This is a genomic window from Vampirovibrionales bacterium (assembly GCA_016712355.1).
Taxonomy (GTDB): Bacteria; Cyanobacteriota; Vampirovibrionia; order Vampirovibrionales; family Vampirovibrionaceae; genus JADJRF01.
This window is the reverse complement of sequence record JADJRF010000005.1, coordinates 2051023-2069032: the sequence shown is the minus strand read 5'-3', so window position 1 is coordinate 2069032 and position 18010 is coordinate 2051023. Positions and strand designations below refer to the sequence as shown.

Annotated in this window: 19 protein-coding genes and 1 tRNA gene; 8 read left to right on the top strand and 12 right to left on the bottom strand. The window is 58.8% G+C overall.

Annotated features, from left to right (window positions below):
• Window positions 1–373: 373 nt before the first annotated feature.
• Entirely contained in the window at window positions 374–1237 is an 864-nt protein-coding gene (mazG, locus tag IPK79_10920; GenBank protein MBK8190948.1) for a nucleoside triphosphate pyrophosphohydrolase, read from the bottom strand.
• A gap of 188 nt (window positions 1238–1425) precedes the next feature.
• Between mazG and IPK79_10915 the strand changes: the two genes are divergently transcribed.
• Window positions 1426–2460: a bifunctional oligoribonuclease/PAP phosphatase NrnA gene (locus IPK79_10915; protein ID MBK8190947.1), complete on the top strand. Its 1035-nt coding sequence runs from the start codon at window positions 1426–1428 to the stop codon at window positions 2458–2460.
• A 76-nt stretch (window positions 2461–2536) separates the two neighbouring features.
• On the opposite strand, the gene IPK79_10910 is transcribed toward IPK79_10915, so the two are convergent.
• From IPK79_10910 to IPK79_10900, 3 genes are all read right to left on the bottom strand, one after another.
• Window positions 2537–4054, bottom strand: a complete 1518-nt coding sequence (locus IPK79_10910) for a hypothetical protein (GenBank protein MBK8190946.1) — start codon at window positions 4052–4054, stop codon at window positions 2537–2539.
• A gap of 285 nt (window positions 4055–4339) precedes the next feature.
• Window positions 4340–5491, bottom strand: a complete 1152-nt coding sequence (locus IPK79_10905) for a hypothetical protein (protein MBK8190945.1) — start codon at window positions 5489–5491, stop codon at window positions 4340–4342.
• 563 nt (window positions 5492–6054) lie between these two features.
• A complete protein-coding gene (locus IPK79_10900; protein ID MBK8190944.1) occupies window positions 6055–7626 on the bottom strand; it encodes a tetratricopeptide repeat protein in 1572 nt (523 codons plus the stop codon).
• 193 nt (window positions 7627–7819) lie between these two features.
• Here IPK79_10900 and IPK79_10895 point away from each other — a divergent pair, with 193 nt between their 5' ends.
• The 3 genes from IPK79_10895 to IPK79_10885 all read left to right on the top strand — a co-directional run bounded on the left by IPK79_10895 (window position 7820) and on the right by IPK79_10885 (window position 10319).
• Window positions 7820–8497, top strand: a complete 678-nt coding sequence (locus IPK79_10895; protein ID MBK8190943.1) for a hypothetical protein — start codon at window positions 7820–7822, stop codon at window positions 8495–8497.
• Window positions 8487–9434, top strand: coding sequence for a hypothetical protein (locus tag IPK79_10890; GenBank protein MBK8190942.1), 948 nt, complete (start codon window positions 8487–8489; stop codon window positions 9432–9434). Before IPK79_10895 ends, IPK79_10890 begins: the two co-directional genes overlap by 11 nt.
• Window positions 9435–9497: 63 nt before the next feature.
• On the top strand, window positions 9498–10319 hold the full coding sequence (locus IPK79_10885) for a prohibitin family protein (protein ID MBK8190941.1): 822 nt from the start codon (window positions 9498–9500) through the stop codon (window positions 10317–10319).
• Between the two features lie 167 nt (window positions 10320–10486).
• On the opposite strand, the gene IPK79_10880 is transcribed toward IPK79_10885, so the two are convergent.
• Both IPK79_10880 and IPK79_10875 read right to left on the bottom strand, forming a co-directional pair.
• Window positions 10487–10837 carry a DUF3147 family protein gene (locus IPK79_10880; GenBank protein ID MBK8190940.1) on the bottom strand — a complete coding sequence of 117 codons (351 nt, stop codon included), beginning with the start codon at window positions 10835–10837 and terminating at the stop codon, window positions 10487–10489.
• Window positions 10838–11089: 252 nt separating this feature from the next.
• Entirely contained in the window at window positions 11090–11470 is a 381-nt protein-coding gene (locus IPK79_10875) for a hypothetical protein (GenBank protein MBK8190939.1), read from the bottom strand.
• A gap of 301 nt (window positions 11471–11771) precedes the next feature.
• Between IPK79_10875 and IPK79_10870 the strand changes: the two genes are divergently transcribed.
• Together IPK79_10870 and IPK79_10865 are read left to right on the top strand one after the other, a co-directional pair.
• Window positions 11772–12050: a hypothetical protein gene (locus tag IPK79_10870; GenBank protein MBK8190938.1), complete on the top strand. Its 279-nt coding sequence runs from the start codon at window positions 11772–11774 to the stop codon at window positions 12048–12050.
• A gap of 43 nt (window positions 12051–12093) precedes the next feature.
• Window positions 12094–12522, top strand: coding sequence for a hypothetical protein (locus IPK79_10865; protein MBK8190937.1), 429 nt, complete (start codon window positions 12094–12096; stop codon window positions 12520–12522).
• Here IPK79_10865 and IPK79_10860 read toward each other — a convergent pair.
• Window positions 12494–12871: a hypothetical protein gene (locus tag IPK79_10860; protein MBK8190936.1), complete on the bottom strand. Its 378-nt coding sequence runs from the start codon at window positions 12869–12871 to the stop codon at window positions 12494–12496. The genes IPK79_10865 and IPK79_10860 overlap by 29 nt on opposite strands.
• Window positions 12872–13153: 282 nt before the next feature.
• On the opposite strand from IPK79_10860, the gene IPK79_10855 reads away from it, so the two are divergent.
• A complete protein-coding gene (locus IPK79_10855) occupies window positions 13154–13948 on the top strand; it encodes a hypothetical protein (GenBank protein MBK8190935.1) in 795 nt (264 codons plus the stop codon).
• 148 nt (window positions 13949–14096) lie between these two features.
• Here IPK79_10855 and IPK79_10850 read toward each other — a convergent pair whose 3' ends face one another.
• The 4 genes from IPK79_10850 to IPK79_10835 form a co-directional block, all read right to left on the bottom strand.
• Entirely contained in the window at window positions 14097–15224 is a 1128-nt protein-coding gene (locus IPK79_10850) for a DEAD/DEAH box helicase (protein MBK8190934.1), read from the bottom strand.
• Between the two features lie 393 nt (window positions 15225–15617).
• The gene (locus tag IPK79_10845) at window positions 15618–15989 is read right to left on the bottom strand and encodes a hypothetical protein (protein MBK8190933.1); all 372 of its coding nucleotides are present in this window, start codon (window positions 15987–15989) and stop codon (window positions 15618–15620) included.
• A gap of 28 nt (window positions 15990–16017) precedes the next feature.
• Window positions 16018–16236, bottom strand: coding sequence for a hypothetical protein (locus tag IPK79_10840; protein ID MBK8190932.1), 219 nt, complete (start codon window positions 16234–16236; stop codon window positions 16018–16020).
• Between the two features lie 148 nt (window positions 16237–16384).
• Window positions 16385–16460, bottom strand: a tRNA-Gly gene (locus IPK79_10835).
• An 83-nt stretch (window positions 16461–16543) separates the two neighbouring features.
• Between IPK79_10835 and truB the strand changes: the two genes are divergently transcribed.
• Complete coding sequence (truB, locus tag IPK79_10830) at window positions 16544–17476, top strand: tRNA pseudouridine(55) synthase TruB (protein MBK8190931.1); 933 nt, start codon at window positions 16544–16546, stop codon at window positions 17474–17476.
• Here truB and IPK79_10825 read toward each other — a convergent pair.
• Window positions 17473–17874: a hypothetical protein gene (locus IPK79_10825; GenBank protein ID MBK8190930.1), complete on the bottom strand. Its 402-nt coding sequence runs from the start codon at window positions 17872–17874 to the stop codon at window positions 17473–17475. The two genes, truB and IPK79_10825, sit on opposite strands and share 4 nt — an antisense overlap.
• Window positions 17875–18010 lie beyond the last annotated feature (136 nt).

Genomic DNA, 18010 nt, shown 5'->3' with positions numbered 1-18010 from the left:
GCCTGCCCGCCTGTCCGTAGGGCCGCGCCGCGCTGCGCCGCCTCTTGTCTGACGCCATTTGACGTATGCGGCCGCATGCAGGCTTGCCATTGGATGCGTCACGCGATTTTACGTCAAAAGCGCGCGTTAAATGACGCGCTCTCTTTTGCGTGAGGCGTTAAGCGCGCTTTGTCGCGCGTTAGGTTTTTCCGGCGATCACTTAAGCGCGATTTTAATGCATTGTGATGCAAATTACGCGTTAAATAACGCGTAATTTATTGCGTGATTTTCAAAAACTTACGCGTAATTCTCGCGCGAAAACAATCGCGTGAAATTGCGTAAAAATTCACGTCAGATTTTAGGCGTGCGTCACATGACGCGCATCATGCGCGATTTACGCTTGTTGTGGCGTGGCCAGCGCGCGCTTGGCGTCATTCCATAACGCGTCCCACGCCTCGTATGAGAGTTGCTCCAGCGGCGTCTGGGCCAGCGACTCCATGCGCTGGAACCGCCGGGTAAACTTGTCGTTGGCGCGCGCCAGCGCGGTTTCGGCGTCGACACCGTAAAAATTTGCCAGGCTGACGGTGGCAAACAGCATATCACCCAGCTCGTCTTCCAGCGCATCCGGCGAAGGCGGCTCAAGGCGCGTCTCGGCCCGGAATTCTTCGACTTCGCTCAGCACGCACTCCCACAGCGAGGCGGCGTCCGGCCATTTGAAGCCTGCTTTTACCGCGCGGGCGCTCAGGCGCGTGGCGCGCATCAGGGCAGGCAGCGAGCGGCTGACCCCTGTCAGAATACTCTCGTCGACCCCGGAGGCGTCCTCGCCGCCGTCTGTCTGCTTCTCCTGGCGCTTAATGGCTTGCCAGTTGCGGGCCACTGTCTGGGCATCGGGGGCATGCGCGTCGCCAAAGACGTGCGGATGCCGACGAATCAGCTTGTCGCACAGCGTTTGGGCGACGGTTTCCATGGTAAAAGCCTTGCGCTCGCTGGCAATCTGGCAGTGTAAGGCGATTTGCAGGAGCGAATCGCCCAGCTCCTCGCAGATGCCCGCATCGGCGCCCGCGTCGATGGCTTCGAGCAGCTCGTAGGTTTCTTCCAGCGCAAAGGGTTTGAGGCTGGCGTGGGTTTGGGCGAGATCCCATGGGCATCCGCTCTCGGGGTCGCGCAGACGCTCGATAATCGCCAGCAGGCGGGCGATGGCGCTTAAAACCGACTCGGAAACGGCGTCAGAAGCGCCGGAAAGCGAAGGCGTCGACATAGGCGTGAATCTTTACAAACCCCGTAGGCCACTACACCTGGTGAAACGCGCGCGCTCTTATGGTACCTTTGAATACAAAGCCGCGCGATTTCTTCTGCTCATCTTATGCCAAGGTCTTCACGATAGAAACACCCGCTCCTCGCGCTACTGCCTCTTTCGTTAGAGATGTGAATTCAAGACGGCACTTCATGTCCGATCAGACGCTCCTGTATCAGCCCGCGTTAGATGCGCTGGCGACAGCCGAAACGGTCATGCTCACGGCCCATGTATCGCCGGACGGCGATGCTATTGGCGGCCTGTTGGCCCTTCGTCATGCGCTCGCCCAGCGTTACCCTCGCTTACGGCGTATTGATGGCGCGGTTTCCGGCGGCGTGCCGGTTGTTTTCGATTTTATACCCGGCGCGACGGCCATTCGCTGCATTGAGACCGATTCCGACATTCTGGAAAAATACGACGTCTCGATTTCCGTCGATTGCGGTTCTCTTGAACGTCTGGGGGCGGCAAAATCCCGCTTTCTGGAAGCCGGCTGCTCCATTAATATCGATCATCACCTCAACAACGCCCGTTTTGCGCGCGTGAATATCGTCATCCCCGACGCTTCGGCCAGCGGGGAAGTGGTCGCCGACCTCATCGACGCGATGGGCGCCGACTTTACGCCGGAGATTGCCTCATGCGTGTATGCGGCGCTGGTCACCGATACCGGCGGATTCCGCTTCGCCAATGCGGGCGGCAAGGCGTATCGTCTCGCGGCGCGCTGCATTGAGGCGGGCGCGGATCATGAGTTTATTTACAAGCAATTATTCGAAAACCGCCCGCGCGCGCAAATGCTGCTTCAAGCCGATGCGCTGCTTCATGCGGCCTTCGATTGCGACGATCGCCTCTGCTGGACCTGCGTGACGCAGGCGATGTTTCAACGCGCCCAGGCGACAGAAGAGCATACCGATGGCATTGTCGACGCCTTGCGCAATATTGATACCGTCAAAGCCGCCGTGGTGTTTAAAGAAACGCCGGATGGCGCCGTTCGCGTCAGCCTTCGCAGCGACGATCATGCGCTGAACGTCGCCGATATCGCGGCGCGTTTTGGCGGCGGCGGGCATAAAATGGCGGCCGGCTGTACGCTGTCCGGTTCTCTGGACGCCGCCCAGTCGGCGATTCTACCGCTGTTGCGCGCGCAACTCGCCGGGCTTGCGTCCTGCGGCGCGTCTTCGGCTTCTTCTCTCTAGTCGGGGCGTTTAACGGCAATCGCTCCCGCAGCGAGTGCGAGAGCGATAACCAAAAGGCGTTGGATTTTCTGGCGTCTTAGACGGTTGTCGTCGCCGGCGCCGCCTGGTAGGCGACCGTCATGCTCTTGGCAAGCGTGACGACGCTGTCGGTCTTCTTGTTTTTGTACACGGTGCGGCCCGCCGAGTCGGTGGTTTTTTCCCAGTCGGCTTCCGCTCCGATCAGCGTGAGTTTATTTTCGCCTTTGGTGTCGTTGATGAACACCTGGTTGTCGTCGCCGCCGACGGTATAGGTGTCATTGTCATCGCCGCCCTGAACGAATGCGGTGTTCTTCTTGCCGAGCATGCTCACCGTATTGGCGCCGTCGCCCGTGTTGATGAACAACTGGTTGGAGTTGCCGTCCAGAGTGAACTTGTCATCGCCGTCCTCGGCAATGGCGCTCAGTTTGCTGTCTTCGGTCGTCGCGGCCATCGTCAGGACGTTGGCGCCTTTGCCCAGACGCAGGTTGTTGAGGTTGTTAGTCCCGTCGATGTTCAGCGTCGAATCGCCTTCGCCGGTCGTGATGTCGTGGCGGGTGTGGTCGCCCTTGAGGGTGGCCGTGTTTTTCCCGTCGCCGAGATCAATGATGTTCCAGTTGGCCGTGCCGCCGGCGGTGAGGACATCGTCGCCCTTGCCCGCTTTAATGCGGGTAGAGTTATAGGTCCCGTCCAGATTCAGGATATTATTGCCGTCGCCCGCGTCGATGCCGCTGCGGTTGAGGGTGCCTTTGACATTCACGGTGTCGACGTCTTCGCCCAGAATGGTGCGGGTGCGGTTGGTCGTCCCGTCAATGTTGAGCGTATTGGCGCCCTTGTCGAGCTTCAGATCCGCCGTGTTCTGGGTGCCTTTCACATTGGCGGTGTCGGCCCCGTCGCCGGTTTCCTTGGTGACGGATTTACCAAACCCGTCGACATCCACGGTTGTTGGATCGTTGGAAGCCGCCGTATCCGTGTTGTCATCGGTATTGGTCGAATCGCTGCTAAGCTTGGCGATCATCATCATGAGCTGCTGAATGATAGGCATCAGGAAGGCCATCATCGGATTCTGCGGATAGCCGCCGCCGTAGGGCGATCCCATTCCTACGCTTTGAGCGCCATAAGGGCTAAAGCCTGCCGGAGCGCCATAACCTGCCGGAGCGCCGTAACCTGCCGGAGCGCCGTAACCTGCCGGAGCGCCGTAACCTGCCGGAGCGCCGTAACCTGCCGGGGCGCCGTAACCTGCCGGAGCGCCGTAGCCTGCCGGAGCGCCATAACCTGCCGGAGCGCCGTAGCCTGCCGGAGCGCCGTAGCCTGCCGGAGCGCCGTAACCTGCCGGAGCGCCGTAACCTGCCGGAGCGCCGTAACCTGCCGGAGCGCCGTAGCCCGCCGGAGCGCCATAGCCCGCTGGTGCGCCATAGCCTGCCGGTGCGCCATAGCCCGCCGGTGCGCCGCCTGTCGGAGCGCCGCCGCCCGTACTTCTCAAGGGGCTGGCGTTGATTTGACCATCATCTTGATAGTCGCGCTGCACCAACGTCATGTACTGCTGGACGATGGGGGAATTGCCTGGCACAGAACCCATTGTGATGCTCTCCTATCAGTAGGCGGGGCAAACTCTCAGCGGTCTCAAATCTAGGGGGGTTAAGGGGAAAAATCTGATATATAAAAATAAAAACAAAATAATGAGAGGAATTGCCTGTTTGGCGCTAAAGTTTAAAAAAATGTAAATAGACGGGGGGAGGCGGCGCGCATGGGTTTGAGACCGATCGCCTGTCTGCCGCGCGTATTCAGGCCCTTACGAAACCGCCTTCGCCGTGGATAGGCGAAGGCGGTGTGTGGGGTGATAGGCGCTGCGGGGCCTTTGCCGTTAGACCGTGGTGGCGGCCTGGTAGGCGACGGTCATGTCTTTTGTCAGGGTGACGACCGTATCGGTGTTTTTGTTGGTGTAGAGCGTGCGACCCCAGGCGTCGGTGGTTTTTTCCCAATCGGCGGCCGCGCCGATGAGCGTCAGTTTATTCTCGCCTTTGGTGTCGGTGATGAACACCTTGTTGTCGTCGCCGCCGACGGTGTAGCTGTCGTCATCGTCGCCGCCGCCAATGCGAGTGGTGTTCTTCTTGCCCGCAACCGTCACGACGTTGTCGCCGTCACCGGTGTCGAGAAACACGGTATTGCTTTCGCCGGCGAGATTCACCGTATCGACGTCTTTGCCGCCCGTGATGCGGGCGCGGTTGTTTTTCGTATCGGCGGCGAGTGAGACCGTATTGGCCCCGTCGCCCAGCATCACGCTATACACGTTGTCGGTTCCGATCAGGGTAACGGCGTCGGCGCCGGCGCCCACCGTGAGATCATTGCGGGTATGGTCGCCGCCGAGCGAGGCGATATTGGCGCCGTCGCCGAGATCGGCGATATTCCAGTTGGCGATGCCGCCGGCAGTGAGCGTATCGTTATCGTTGCCGGTGTCGATACGCGACGTGTTATAGGTCCCGTCGGTGGTGATCACATTGGCGCCATTGCGCAATTCAAGCTCGTAGCGGCCGAGAACGCCTTTGAGCGAGACGGTATCGACGCCGCTGCCGCCGGTGGCGCTTACGTTGTTATTGACGCCTTCGACGCCCAGGCTGTTGGCGCCGTCGCCGAGCAGCAACGTTGCGCTATTGCGGGTTCCCTTGACGGTCGCCGTATCGTTGCCCGTGCCGGTGGTTTTGTTGATGGTTTGGCCAAAGCCGCTGACATCAACGGTCGTCGGGTCGTTAGAAACCGTCGTCGAGCCGCCGGAAGAGCCGCCGGCTTGCAGTTGGGCGATCATCGCCAGCAGTTGCTGGATAAACAGCACCAGCGGATTGGCGTTGCCCATGCCGAAGCCTTGCGCGGCCATGGGGCTGTAGCTTTGTTGAAGACCCATTGCGTATGGGTTCACCGCTTGTTGCTGAAAACCATAGGGGGCCCCATACGATTGTTGGGCCGCCGGGGGGTAGGCGCCGTAAGCGCTATAAGGATTGTAGCCTTGCAAAGAACCCATAGAAAAGCTCTCCTTCATCGGGGTGGGGGATTTTTAGAGATTGCGTTGTGAAAGAGGGGAATGAAATCGGGATATATGAAAATAAAAACAATATTAAGACTGAAATTGCCTTCTTGTTAATAAAAAATTTATTTTTGCTTCCAAATTCCCGCTGATTTGAGGGGGCTTTTTTATATCATAGTGATTTCTAACAGATGTCAATCGCGCGGAGGCTTATGGGGGCGACATTTGCGCGATGCATGACTTCTGGCGGGCTGGCCTGCGTTGAGCGTAACAAATTGTAAATCGTGGTGCGACGGCCTTCGCAAAAGGCTTGCTATCACCCCCATGCTTTGAGAGAATCCCTCTCCCGCGCAGGCGCCTGCCGCGCGCGATGCTCCCTTATTGAACAGGATTCCCTCCCATGAAGGCCACTCTCTTCACGATCGCCCCCTCTTCTCCCCACGCGCCCACCTCTGACGCAGGGGCTTCTCTTGGACACAAGCCCTCGGAAGCATTGTTTCAGGAGCAACGCCGTCCCTTGGACGAAACTCTCCGTCGCCAGCAGCTTCAGGAATACGGGCTTAGCCTGTTTGCCTAGCCTGTAGCTCCCGGGCGGCTTCGCATTGCGGGTCCAGGGCCAGCGCGTCGGCGAGCAGCGTCTGAGCGCGGGCGAGATCGTCGCTCTGGGCGCGACCCAGCAAGGCTTCGGCCAGCGCGAGGCGGCTTTCCTGCGAATCCGGCGCGAGCGCCAGCGATTTTTCAAAGCGCGCAATGGCCTCGTCCTGGTCCCCGCTGCGCGCGAGGGCATGACCGTAATGTAACTGCGCGGCCGGGCAGTCTGGCGAGCGGCGAATCCAGGGGCGCAGGGCGCGCAAGGCTTCCTCGTCGTCGCCCTTGTCGCCATAGGCCTGGGCGAGTTGCGCCATGGCGTCCTCAAAGTCGGGCGATTCGTCGAGCGCCTTGCGAAAGTGCGTAATCGCGCGATCCGGGTCGCCGAGGCTGCGGTAATGCGCGCCCAGCAGCGTATGCACGCGCGGATTCCAGCTATCGACGCTTTCCACGGCGAAGAGTTTTTCAAGCGCCAGATCTTTCGCGCCCAGATGAATCAGCGCCATGGCCTCGTTGAGCAGCGCTTCGGCGTTCTCAGGATCTTCGGCGGCGGCTTTCTCCAGATAGGCGAGCGCTTCCTGATAGCGTTTGGCTTCGACCAGCGCGGCGCCCCAGACGGCGTTCAGGCCCGGCAGTTCGGCATCAATGGCCTGGGCCTTTTCAAATTTGGTCACGGCTTCGTCCAGCTTGCCGTCGCGGGCCAGCGCCACGCCCCAGCTCTTATACGCGTCGCCCAGTTGCGGATTCAGCATCAACGCATGGCGATAGTTCGAGATCGCCGCATCCAGCCGTTGGGAGTTCGCCAGCGCGTCGCCCAGCGTCAGGTATAAATCCGGCTTGTCGGCGTCGATGGCCAGCGCGCGGCGACACGTGCTGATGGCGTCCTGATAGCGCCCCAGCCGATTCTGCGCCACCGCCCAGAACAACAGCGCCTCCACGTGCTTGGGATGATGCCGCAGCGTGACCTGAAACTTCTCAATCGCCTCTTCGTACTGGCCCATTTCCGCCAGCACGGCGCCCCACAGAAAGAACACGTTCGGCTGAAAGGCTTTCAGGCCCAACGCGGCCTTGAAGTTAAACACCGCCTCATGATATTCGCCGCTGCGCGCCAGCGCCACGCCCCAGTTGACGTAGGGTTCCGGGCTGCCGGGGGCCAGTTCAATGGCTTTGTGATAGCGCGCTTTCGCATCGTCAAAGCGTCCCAACTCCACCAGCGCCGCACCCTGAAAGATAAAGTTCCTGGGATCTTCCGGCGCGAGCAGGGCGGCGGTCTCAAAGCGCTCAATGGCCTCTTCCAGCCGATTCAGCTTGGCAAGCGCGATGCCCCACTGGGTTTGGCAAATCGCGCGATCGGGCGCCATTTGCGCGGCGGTCTGGAATTTTTCGATCGCCGCGTCGTACGATTCTTCCTGAATCAGTTTCGAGCCCCAGTTCACGTGCGCCATGGCGTGATCCGGCGCGTCGTTGGCCGCTTTCTTATAAGCGTCAACGATCTGCGCGTACCGATCCAGTTGACCGAACAGATGACGAAACAGGGTTTTCATATCTGCCATTCTAGCCCAATCGCCGCGCCGGTCCAGCCCGAGGGTCCGCCTCGCGCGCGCATCCGCTCCATTTCCGCCGCGAACCCGCTATAATCGAAGAGAGAGCCCCTGATTGCTTTCTCTGTCTTCTCCTTTTCTGCTCTATTTTTTCTCTCTATATATAAGGATAGCGTCGGAGTCCGCCCCGCTGAAAATGTTCTCCTCCCGTTTTCGTTCGTCACGCGTCGTTCGCCCGTCGCGTCGCGGCGTTGGCTGGGTGGAAGTCGGCGTGGCCCTTCTCATTGGCGTCGCATTGGCGGCCCTCTCGCTGGCGTTGCTGGGCAGGCGGCCGCATCAGACCTGGGCGGCCCTGGTCCGCGATTTTCGTCAGGAATTAAGCGCGGCTTACGAATCTGTCTATTACGCTTACGGGCGCGGCCCGCTGGATGCCGTCGAAACCTGTGGCCGCCTCGCCTGCGGCGATCGACTGCTGTATCCAAACGGCATGGCCGATGTTTTGGCCCGGTACGAAACCCGCGCGCGTTATATTCCAGGTCCGCCTGCCTTATTACAATACCCGTCCGGCATGACGGCCTATCTTTTTCCCGAGCGCGGCGATATCCCGGATCCGCAGCGCCAGTTGCCCCAGGCGACGCAGCCCGACGGCAACGTGATGCCCCAGACTCACGACCGCGAATGGATTCTCCTCGACGTCAACGGCGCCGAAGCCCCTAACGGCTTGGGCGAAGAAGGCGATCGCGTGCTGCTGCGCGTCGATAATCAAACCGGCCGGGTTGAAACCGCCTATCAGACCTGCCGCACCCTCTCCGACGCCTGCTCGCGCCCGGCGCTGCGCTCTTTCTACGACGTTGAAGCAGGCGATGAACGCTAAGCGTCCGCCTTTCTTCTCGACATCCGCCGCGTCGCGGGGCTGGTCGCTGGTTGAAACGATGGCCGCGCTGACGTTTTTCGCCATCGCGACGGCCATTCTGTTTCTGATGCTGGAGCGTTCAGAGGCCCGTCTGCGCGAGAGCGCGCGCCAGCAGTTCCAGGCCGCCGCCGCCAGCGCGCTGATTCACGAGCCCAACGCCGCCCATCCCGCGATGCAGGCCGCTTACGGCTCGCCGCAGATCAAGGCCGTCTTTTTGCCGGACCGTTCGCCTCTGTTCTATCGCCGCGAGATCTGGAGCGATCCGCGTCGCGCCGATCGCTGGGTGGCGCGTCTGACGCTGTATCGCGACATCAAGGGCCGCGCCCCCCTGATGCAGATGAGCCGCGACATCGCTCCCGACTTTCGCGGCTGGAATCTCGGCGCGCCCGCCGCTTATTACCGCGACGCGGCCGGTCGTACGTGGTCCCCGTCGCGCCAGCCTTTTACGTGGAAGCCCGGCGATCGTCGCGGCGGATGGCTGTCCGGCTTGACGCCCGCGCGCTACGTCCTGCGCCGCGACATCGCGCAGACGCCCGACCCCATTCTGTTTGCAGACGGCGAGGAAGCGCCGGAGCTGGCCTACGGATTCCCCGCCTCGGCGCAGGCCCGTTATCGTTTAACGCTGGGCGTTGCCGAGGGCGACCCCTTGGCCCGGCGCGGCATGCGCGCGATGCGGGTGATCATCAACGGCGTCGATCGCGGGGCTCTGGACGCGATGGCCGCGCCGGGCGCGCAGCCTTACGCCGCCTGGGCGCAGACCTACGAGGTTCAGCCGCTGGCGAGCCCGTCAGGCGCTGTCATCTGGCTGCGCCTGAAACCCGCGCCCGGCGCGACCTATCCGCCGCGTCTGGCGTGGGCGGCCCTGCAAAAAACCGCCGAGGCCCCACCACTTGAATGATGCCGTGGGCGGGGCGTTACGCCTAAATAAAGACAGACGCCCCCACTGAAAGGAACCCGCCAGATGACGTTCTCCCGCCTCCCCGTTTTCTCGTCAAAAATGCCGGTTGCCGCCAAGGTTTGGACGCTTCTGGGGCTCAGCCTTGTTGGGATTTTCCTGTTTCAGCAGTGTTTTACGATTATTCCGCCGGGATATCGCGGGATTAGCGTGACGCTGGGATCGGTGGACCGGCATTTTCGGCGCGAAGGCTTCAGTCTTAAAATGCCCTTTATCGAAGAGATTGTCCGGGTCCCGATTAAGCAAATTACGGTTAGCGGAAAGGCAGCTTGCTTTAGTAGCGACTTGCAGACCGTGCAGGTCGATTTCCAGGCGCTTTACCGCATCCCGGAAAATAAAGTCGTCGAACTGTTTCAGAAATATCAGGGCGATCCCTACCAATCTTTATTAGAGCCCCGGATTCAGGAAAGCCTCAAAGAAGAAAGCGCTAATTACCGCGCTGAAGATCTGGTCAAGAATCGCGAGGCCGTCAAAAGAAACGTCATGGAAAAGGTCAGCCATAAAGTAGATGGCCTGCTGGTGGTGCAGGATATTCCCATTGCCAATATCGATCTCAGCGATGATCTCGAGCATGCCATCGAACAAAAGCAGATCAAGGAGCAAGAAGCTTTAGCCAAACGCTACGAATTGGATAAGGCCAAAAAAGACGCGGAAATCACGTTGGTCAACGCCGAGGCGGAAGCCAAGGCCGTCCAAATCAAGGGGCAGGCCCTGAAGTCATCGCCGCAGGTGATCGAGTTAGACATCGTTAAAAAGTGGAACGGGGTCTCGCCCACGACCGTGGTGGTCGGCAAGGGAGGCGGAAACATCATGCTCCCCTTACGCTGACGCCTGACCCCGCCCCTGAAATCGCCTCTGGAGAGGCGCAAATCCAGTCCCGCCCCCTACAGGCGATCGTCCGCCGCCGCATGACTGCCTGTGCGGCGTGACGCATGGAGGCAGGCGGATCAATCCGGCACGGCTTTGCCCGGTCTGTCCGGATCAGAAATTCGCTTTTATATTCTCGTCCCTATTTTGGAAAGAAGAAATATCATCAGGAAATAAGCCAGAACAGTTAATATACTGGAAAATAATAAGGCCGGATAAAACGGAACATCCTTCTTGAGGAATTCGGGAAGTGAAATAAAGAGAACCAGAGAAGGAATAACCATCCAGAAAATTGAATAAGAAAGCGTCGCAATCGCCTGTGGATTTTTTGTTTCCTGATAAAGCCAAATCATGGCCAGCACAGAGAGCAGGGGGAGAGAGGCGACTATGGCGCCAAGCAATGGCGACCGTTTGGCAATTTCACTGACGGCCAGAATCAGAGCGGCCGAGAGGCCTAATTTTGCAATGTAATACAGCATCTTCCCATTATACGACTCGTGTGACGCCGGCGCCCAATCGTATGTTTTCAGGGATGTTTGTTACGCTTATAGTCAAAATGCAAGTGCCGTTTAACCCACCCGCTTGTAAAGCCGCGCGTCCTCTGGCTGCGCCTGAAACCCGCGCCCGGCTCGACCTGCCCGCCGCCTCTGGCGTGGGCGGCCCTGCAAAAAACCGCCGAGTCCCACGCGCCGTAGAATCGTATTCCGGCGCGCGCGGCGACACTCCTTTTATTAATGTTCCCCCGATTCAAGCTTCTTTCTATACACCTTAAGTATCGGCTTGAGGATAGAATGGGGGACTGAATAATCTAGTTGTTTCAAATTATATAATAATTTTAATAATTCATTGGGTAGATAAGGCTGGGCAAATCCAGTTAGGGCAGTCTTAAGGGTTCTTTTAAAACCCTTATTTTTAGACTTCTGCAATATTTGAGCCGCATCTATTAACGGTGATTCGTGCTCAGGTTGCGGAGGTAAATCCTGTTGGATATTTCTGAGCTCGTCTAAGAGATCATGGACTGTTTCCAACTCATAGCGTTCTCTGTCGTCTTTGGCGGGCATGGTCATCCCAAAACGAGGCGTGGCTGGTGAGAATGGGCGGATGGAGACCATGAGAGATTCCTCCTGAACAGTAGAACGGTTACACGTGTAGGAAAACGACAATCGTAATCAAAATACGTCCCCTTGTAAAGCCGCGCGTCCTCTGGCTGCGCCTGAAACCCGCGCCCGGCGCGACCTGCCCGCCGCCTCTGGCGTGGGCGGCCCTGCAAAAAACCGCCGAGACCCACGCGCCGTAAAGGCGCATTCCGGCGCGCGCGGCTCCCCGTGGGGCGTGAGGCAGGCGGCTCAATCCGGCACGGATTGTCGAAGACAGGCGTTGTATAATGCCTGTTTGACCCTCTGTGAGAGTCTCATGCAGAAACTTCTGATTTCTAGCGCCATCTGTATCGCGATCCGGCTTGTGTTGGGGGCGTTTTTATTCGATGGTTCGGATTTTGCTCCGCCGTGGCATCAGCTTTATCTGCTGGCAGTCGGCTTCAGTATTCTGTTTAGCGCGGCGGTCAGTTTGATTGTTGCCTGGAAGTCAGACGGCAGGAATCAAAAATTAGCCATTCTCCAAATGGCGTTCTTGATTGCCGAGCCTTATTTCTGGTTTTTTCGCGCCTTTCTTTCATTCAGGCTCTACGACTAATTCGCGTAACCGATGAATCGCTCAAAGCCCCGGTAAGCGTCCGATGCATAAACTTCTGATTTTCAACGCCATCTGTATCGCGATCCGGCTCGTGTTGATTCCGTTTCATTTTGATTCGTCCGCCTTGGATCCGCCATGGCACGGAATTTATCTGGCGGTATTCGGCTTCAGTATTCTGCTTGCGCCGGTTATCAGTGTGCTTTTCGCCTGGAAGTCACGCGGCGCGAGTCAAAAATTCGCGCTTATCCAAATGGCGCTTTTGATGCTAGAGCCGTATCTCTTGCTGGTACGAACGCTTCTTTCATTTAAGCACTATAATATAATCCGAATGGCAAATCCGCCCCCTCCGGCGGCGCGGGTGTCCCTCCAAAAGGGAAACCCGCGCGCTGATGAGACTCAGAGGGAAGGATTTTGTGAAAAGCCAAGAGATTTTTATATAAATATTATATTTGATAAAGCTCTTTGGATTTGAGCTTTTTGGCATGAATCTTATTTAAGGGCATGATGATTTCATCAGGGATGATAGCCTCTGCTGAATTCAATTTCTGGATTACCCCTATTAAACTCACAATATCCTTACTTTTTGCCCAAGTGTTAATAGCTTTATCAAGCGTTGAGCGATCCCTTTCATTCCAGCCATTAAAGGGTCCTAATAATGCATTAGAAATTTCGGAATTAGGGTCTTTTAAAGCGTCAAGCGCGATTACAACCTTTCCTATTTTCTTATTAGCCTCGTGGTGTACCTGTGCTTCCGGCGTGAAGGCCATGCCAAAACGGGGGCTGGCAGCCGGCGGCGGTGAGAATCGGTTGATGGAAACCATGGGGGAAGACTCCGAAGGCTTGTTGATAAAAGTAAACAATGGGGGCTCCTGTAAATTAAACCAGGACGCGGGCGAAATTGCCTGTCCGTTTCAAAGCCACTCGTCGCAAGACGAACGCGCCTCACCCCGCCGCCCTCCAGAACAAACGAATGCCCCCTCCTGAAATTCACACGAAATTTTAAAAAAACACTAGACAGCGCTAATCAAAAATGCTATACTTCGTATATCTGAATACGGCTTTCCAAGGTGTTACACGTTTTCTGAGGGGTCTTGACGACGACCATGTGGGCGCGAAGGTCCTCCTATCGGTATGCGCCGTTTTTTATGGCGCTGCTAACCAATGTCGGGTTGTTCAGCACCCTGATGGACGCCCTGTACGCAGATTCTCAGGAGAAGGTCCGCGCGTGGGCGAGTTATTTTCATAAATACTGGTTTCCGGCGCTGATGGCGCGCCGCATGCGCCGCGACGTTAACCGGACCCTTTCGGGCGTCGAGCCGCAAACCCCGACCGAAAGCGCCATTAATCTCATCGATCGCCTGCTGACGATGCTCCAGCCAAAGCATCCACCGCAGCCCAAGCCCTCCGACTGGGCGCTGCGCAGTCTGGACGCGCCGATGACGGAGAGCGACGACCCCGCCCGCCCCACGCGCCCACGCGCGGCGCAAGACGATGGCGAGCTGCTGTGCGCGCAATGGGGCGAGCCTGCGCCCAATCCGCGCGCGGTGCGGGAGCGAACGCCGAATTTTCCGCGCCTGCGCTGGATTGACCTGCTTCGGCGTCAGCGCATTCTGCTGAGCAACCCGGAATGGGGCGGCGTCAACTATGAGGGCTGGTGGCGCGATCCCGATATCAGTCCCGAGCGCCTCGACGATGTGGCACGCGCCTTACAGCCGCCGCCGGGCTGGCGAATCGTCCCGCCACAAAGCGAAGGCGACTTGCCACGGCCAGAACGCGCGCCTATTCAGCCGGTTACGGGACCCAGCGCGCGCGATCGCCGCGTGATAGAGACGTTTCGACTGGCGCAAGAACAGCCAGAACCCAAGCGCTACGCCGATGACAGCCGTCATCCGCCTTAGCGCGCCTGCGATCGCAGTATCGCAAGCGCAAGGGACGCCGGGCGTCCCTATTGCCGCGCGCAAAAAACAGAAAACTACCGCAAACGCCCCGCTTGTCAGCGCAAGGGGGCGTTCGCTTTTACAACATCACATGGAAAGCCGTGCGGCGTCAGGCCCGCGCCGGAAGCTCCTGACGAACCAGACGCGCATTGGCGTAGCGGCGAATCTGGCGCAATTGCTGAAACTCGCTGGCCTCCACAAAGGTAAACGCCCGCCCAGATTTCCCAGCCCGGCCGGTGCGACCGATCCGGTGGACGTAAAATTCGGTATTTTTAGGCAGGTCGTAATTAATCACGGCTTCGATGTTATCCACATGGAGGCCGCGCGCCGCCACGTCCGTTGCCACCAGCAAATGGGTCGCCCCCTGACGGAAGCTGTTCATAATGCGGTCGCGCTGCGGTTGGGTTTTGCCGCCATGGAGCCCTTCGGCCTCAATCCCCAGATTCTTCAGCCGTTTGACCAGCGAATCCACGCCCCACTTGGTATTGCAGAAAATCAGCGCGCGCGCGCTCGGTCGCTCGGCGATCAAATGGGTCAGCACCGCCATTTTACCCGCGCGCGGCACTTCAAAATACGACTGCTCGATTTCCGCCACCGGCTCATCGTGCCGCTGCGCCTGGATATGCTGCGGATTCTTCAAATACCGCGCGCTCATCTCCAGAATCGGGCGCGGCATCGTGGCCGAGAAAAACACGGTTTGCCGCGTCTCGGGCGTATAGGCCAGAATCCGCTCAATGTCGGGACGAAATCCCATGTTCAGCATTTCATCGGCTTCATCCAGCACCACGGTTTTGACGCGGGACAAATCCAGCGCCCCGCGCCGAATCAAGTCCAGCACGCGCCCCGGCGTCCCGATCACGATGGGCGGCCGCTGGCGAAGTTGGCGCAACTGGCGCTCAATGGGCTGTCCGCCGTAGAGTGCCGCCGTAAAGAAGTAGCGGCGGTATTTACCCAGCTTCTGAAACTCGCCGCACACCTGCAGCGCGAGTTCGCGGGTCGGGCACAGTGTCAGCGCCTGAACATACATATCCTGCGGGTCCGTGCGCTCGATCAGCGGAATCGCAAAAGCGGCGGTTTTGCCGCCTCCTGTCTGCGCCTGGCCGATGAGGTCCAGCCCTTGGCGCATCAGGGGAATCGTTTGCGCCTGAATCGCAGACGCTTGGCGGTAGCCCATCTCGTCGATGGCCTTTCGCGTTTCGGGGGTCAGCGACAGGGCGTCAAAATGGAGGGAGGTCATCAAATAAGCATCCTTTTGTGGGGAGGGGCATAATGCGATTGGCGAGCCGCTCCGCTGGTCTTCAGGCTGGGAATCGCGCATGGGGCGCGCCGACCTGCCGAAGGTTCTGCGGTGGAATCAGAGTCAGACTCAGAGGATTCGGCGGCGATGGCCGGTATCAGCGGCGGCGTGTCAAAAACCCTCTAAACTCGCAATCACGCGATTTAAATCGGGGGAGATTCAAATCATGGATTCAAATTGGATCGAAAACCGGGAGGCCCTCAGCGAGACAACGCGCCGTAATGGCGCAGGAGGGCGAGCCGCAGACAACGCAACATAAACCCGAACTGATAAAATCAGTCCCCTCCACCATGACACGCCCGCCCCCCAAAGGCAAGCCCAAACCGCTGGGGTTCAGCCCTGCATCAAGCGCCGCACCTGGTCCTGATGCTTCTGATCCCGCAGCCAGTCGGCCATATCCACGGGCAGGCGAACGGTTTTGGTCTCATTTTTGCGGGGGCGTCCGGCCCCTTCTCGCGCGCCGCCGCGACCCGAGGTCGCCTGTTCGGTCGTATCGGCGATTTCGCCCGCCAGTCGGTATTTCACAAATTGCCGCAGGGCCCGGAAATATCCGGTCAGGGCCTTCTCCGGGTCCGGGTCGGCGTGCATCACCATTGGATAGGCGGGATGCTCGACCAGATACATCTGATCCTCCGGCGACCACTGCGGTTGTACGCCGTCGACTTCCGCGCGGGCCATGTCAAAATGGCGATCCAACTCAACCATACCGGCGATTCCTCCTTGACGAGAGGGGCTAGTCCTGCGAGAACCCTTCTGCCTCAAGGGCCTGAGACGTTCTCTTCACGCTGGCCGGAATCACTTCGCGGCCAGGATGGGTCACAATGATATTGAGAATCACGCGACGGCCTTCAGCGTTTATCAGCGACCAATCCACACCCGATTTTTTAAGCGACCAGCCATATTGGCCGATCCAGCGCAAGTAATCTCGCAATTTCATGGGCTTAAATGGCATCGGGTTTTAAAGGCCCTTATTTTCATTCTATTGAATTTCGTGACAAAAATCAATCGTTTTTTGAAAATTGAAACAAAAATCAACCATGCCCCCCACGCGGCAGCAAAGCGGACTCCCCTCTCTGAAAGCCTCTTGCGTCTTCAGGCGTTGGAGCGGGCGACGAGGATCGAACTCGCGACCTAAAGCTTGGGAAGCTTTCGCTCTGCCAGCTGAGCTACGCCCGCATACCACGCGTTGGTTTCCGCCAGGGTTGGCGGTAAGATGATTATTCCGCCCTCGGCCCCAGGCCGTCAAGGCGGAGTTTTTGATGAGGCGCCTGTTGCGCGTGTTCGCTGTCCTGAACGTCCATAAACCTGTCGGCATCACCAGCCACGACGTCGTAAGCGCCGTGCGCCGCGTCTTTGGTCTCAAGCGCGTGGGCCATGCGGGCACCCTCGACCCGATGGCGGATGGCGTCCTGCCGGTCTTTCTCGGCCCTGCCGCGCGGCTTATCGAGTATGTGGACAGCGACAAGGCCTACCGCCTGCGCGTCGTCTTCGGTCTGGAGAGCGACACGCTCGATTGCGAGGGCGAAGTCCACGCCAGCGCTTCTGCCCAGCAGGCGCAGGCCGCCGTGAGCGAAGCCCCGCTTCAGGCGGCCTTACTCGCCATGACGGGCGTGATCGAGCAGCGGATTCCAGCCTATTCCGCCAAGCGGGTCGACGGGAAGAAGCTCTACCAGTGGGCGCGCGAAGGTCGCCCGATTGATGATCGCGTCAAGACGGTCGATTTAAAGTCCTTGTCGCTTCACGCCCTGACGCTGGGCGACGATGGCCGTCCGCAAGCCGTCATTGACGTTACCTGCGGGTCGGGGGCCTTTATGCGCGCCATCGCCCGCGATCTGGGCGAGTCGTTGGGTTGCGGGGCTGTGCTGGCCGCTCTGACCCGAACCCGTCACGGCCGTTTCCTCTTGCCCGATTCCGTCACGCTGGCCGCGCTTCGCGAGTCCGCCAGCCCTTGTGACTTTCTGCGCGATCCTTTGCCTTATCTGGCCTTGCCTCAGTGGGAGTTACCCGACGCCCTCGCCGCAACGCGCCTGCTTCAGGGGATGCCGCTGGACGCCGACGCGTTGCCCGCGCCATTACGCGCGCTCAAGGACAAAGACCTGTGCGCGCTTACCTTCGAGCATCGCCTGATCGCCGTCGCCCGTTGGCGCGACCGCAAGCTCCGCCCCGAAAAAGCCTTCGCCGGGAGCCCTTAAGCGTTAGCCTCCCACGACCAGTAAGTTTTACGTCCGTCAATCGTTTTTTCGAGACGCTCAGGGTTATAGGGGGCTGTCTCGATAAAGTTTGCGACGTCTGCTTGCAGTTGTTTAAAGCGTTCGCCAATTTGCGGCAGTACGTTCGTCAGAATATGCTGGGCCTGCCTCGGATCGGTAAGATGGTGGTTGGCGTGCGCTTTAAGAACAGCGACGCTTTCAGTGGCCCGCCAGGCTTTTCGGTCGTCACCCGTCAGGTAGAGTTCACGTTTGCGCTCGCAACCAAGCGCTCTCAGCATGTCTGCCGGTAAAATAAGCCCAGCGTCTACTCTGTCTACATTGCGAGTGCCTTTGCGGTATGTATACCCAATCTTACCAAAGCGAACGTTCATCGAGTCCATGGGGTGAAATCCTTCTGTCGCGAACCGGATTTAAATCTACTACGACTATAACTTCCCTGCAAGCGCAATATTCAGCCTATTTGAGTGTGCTGCATTAAAGCCAACGCCCGTCATCGCGGGGCGAAACGGGCGTGGG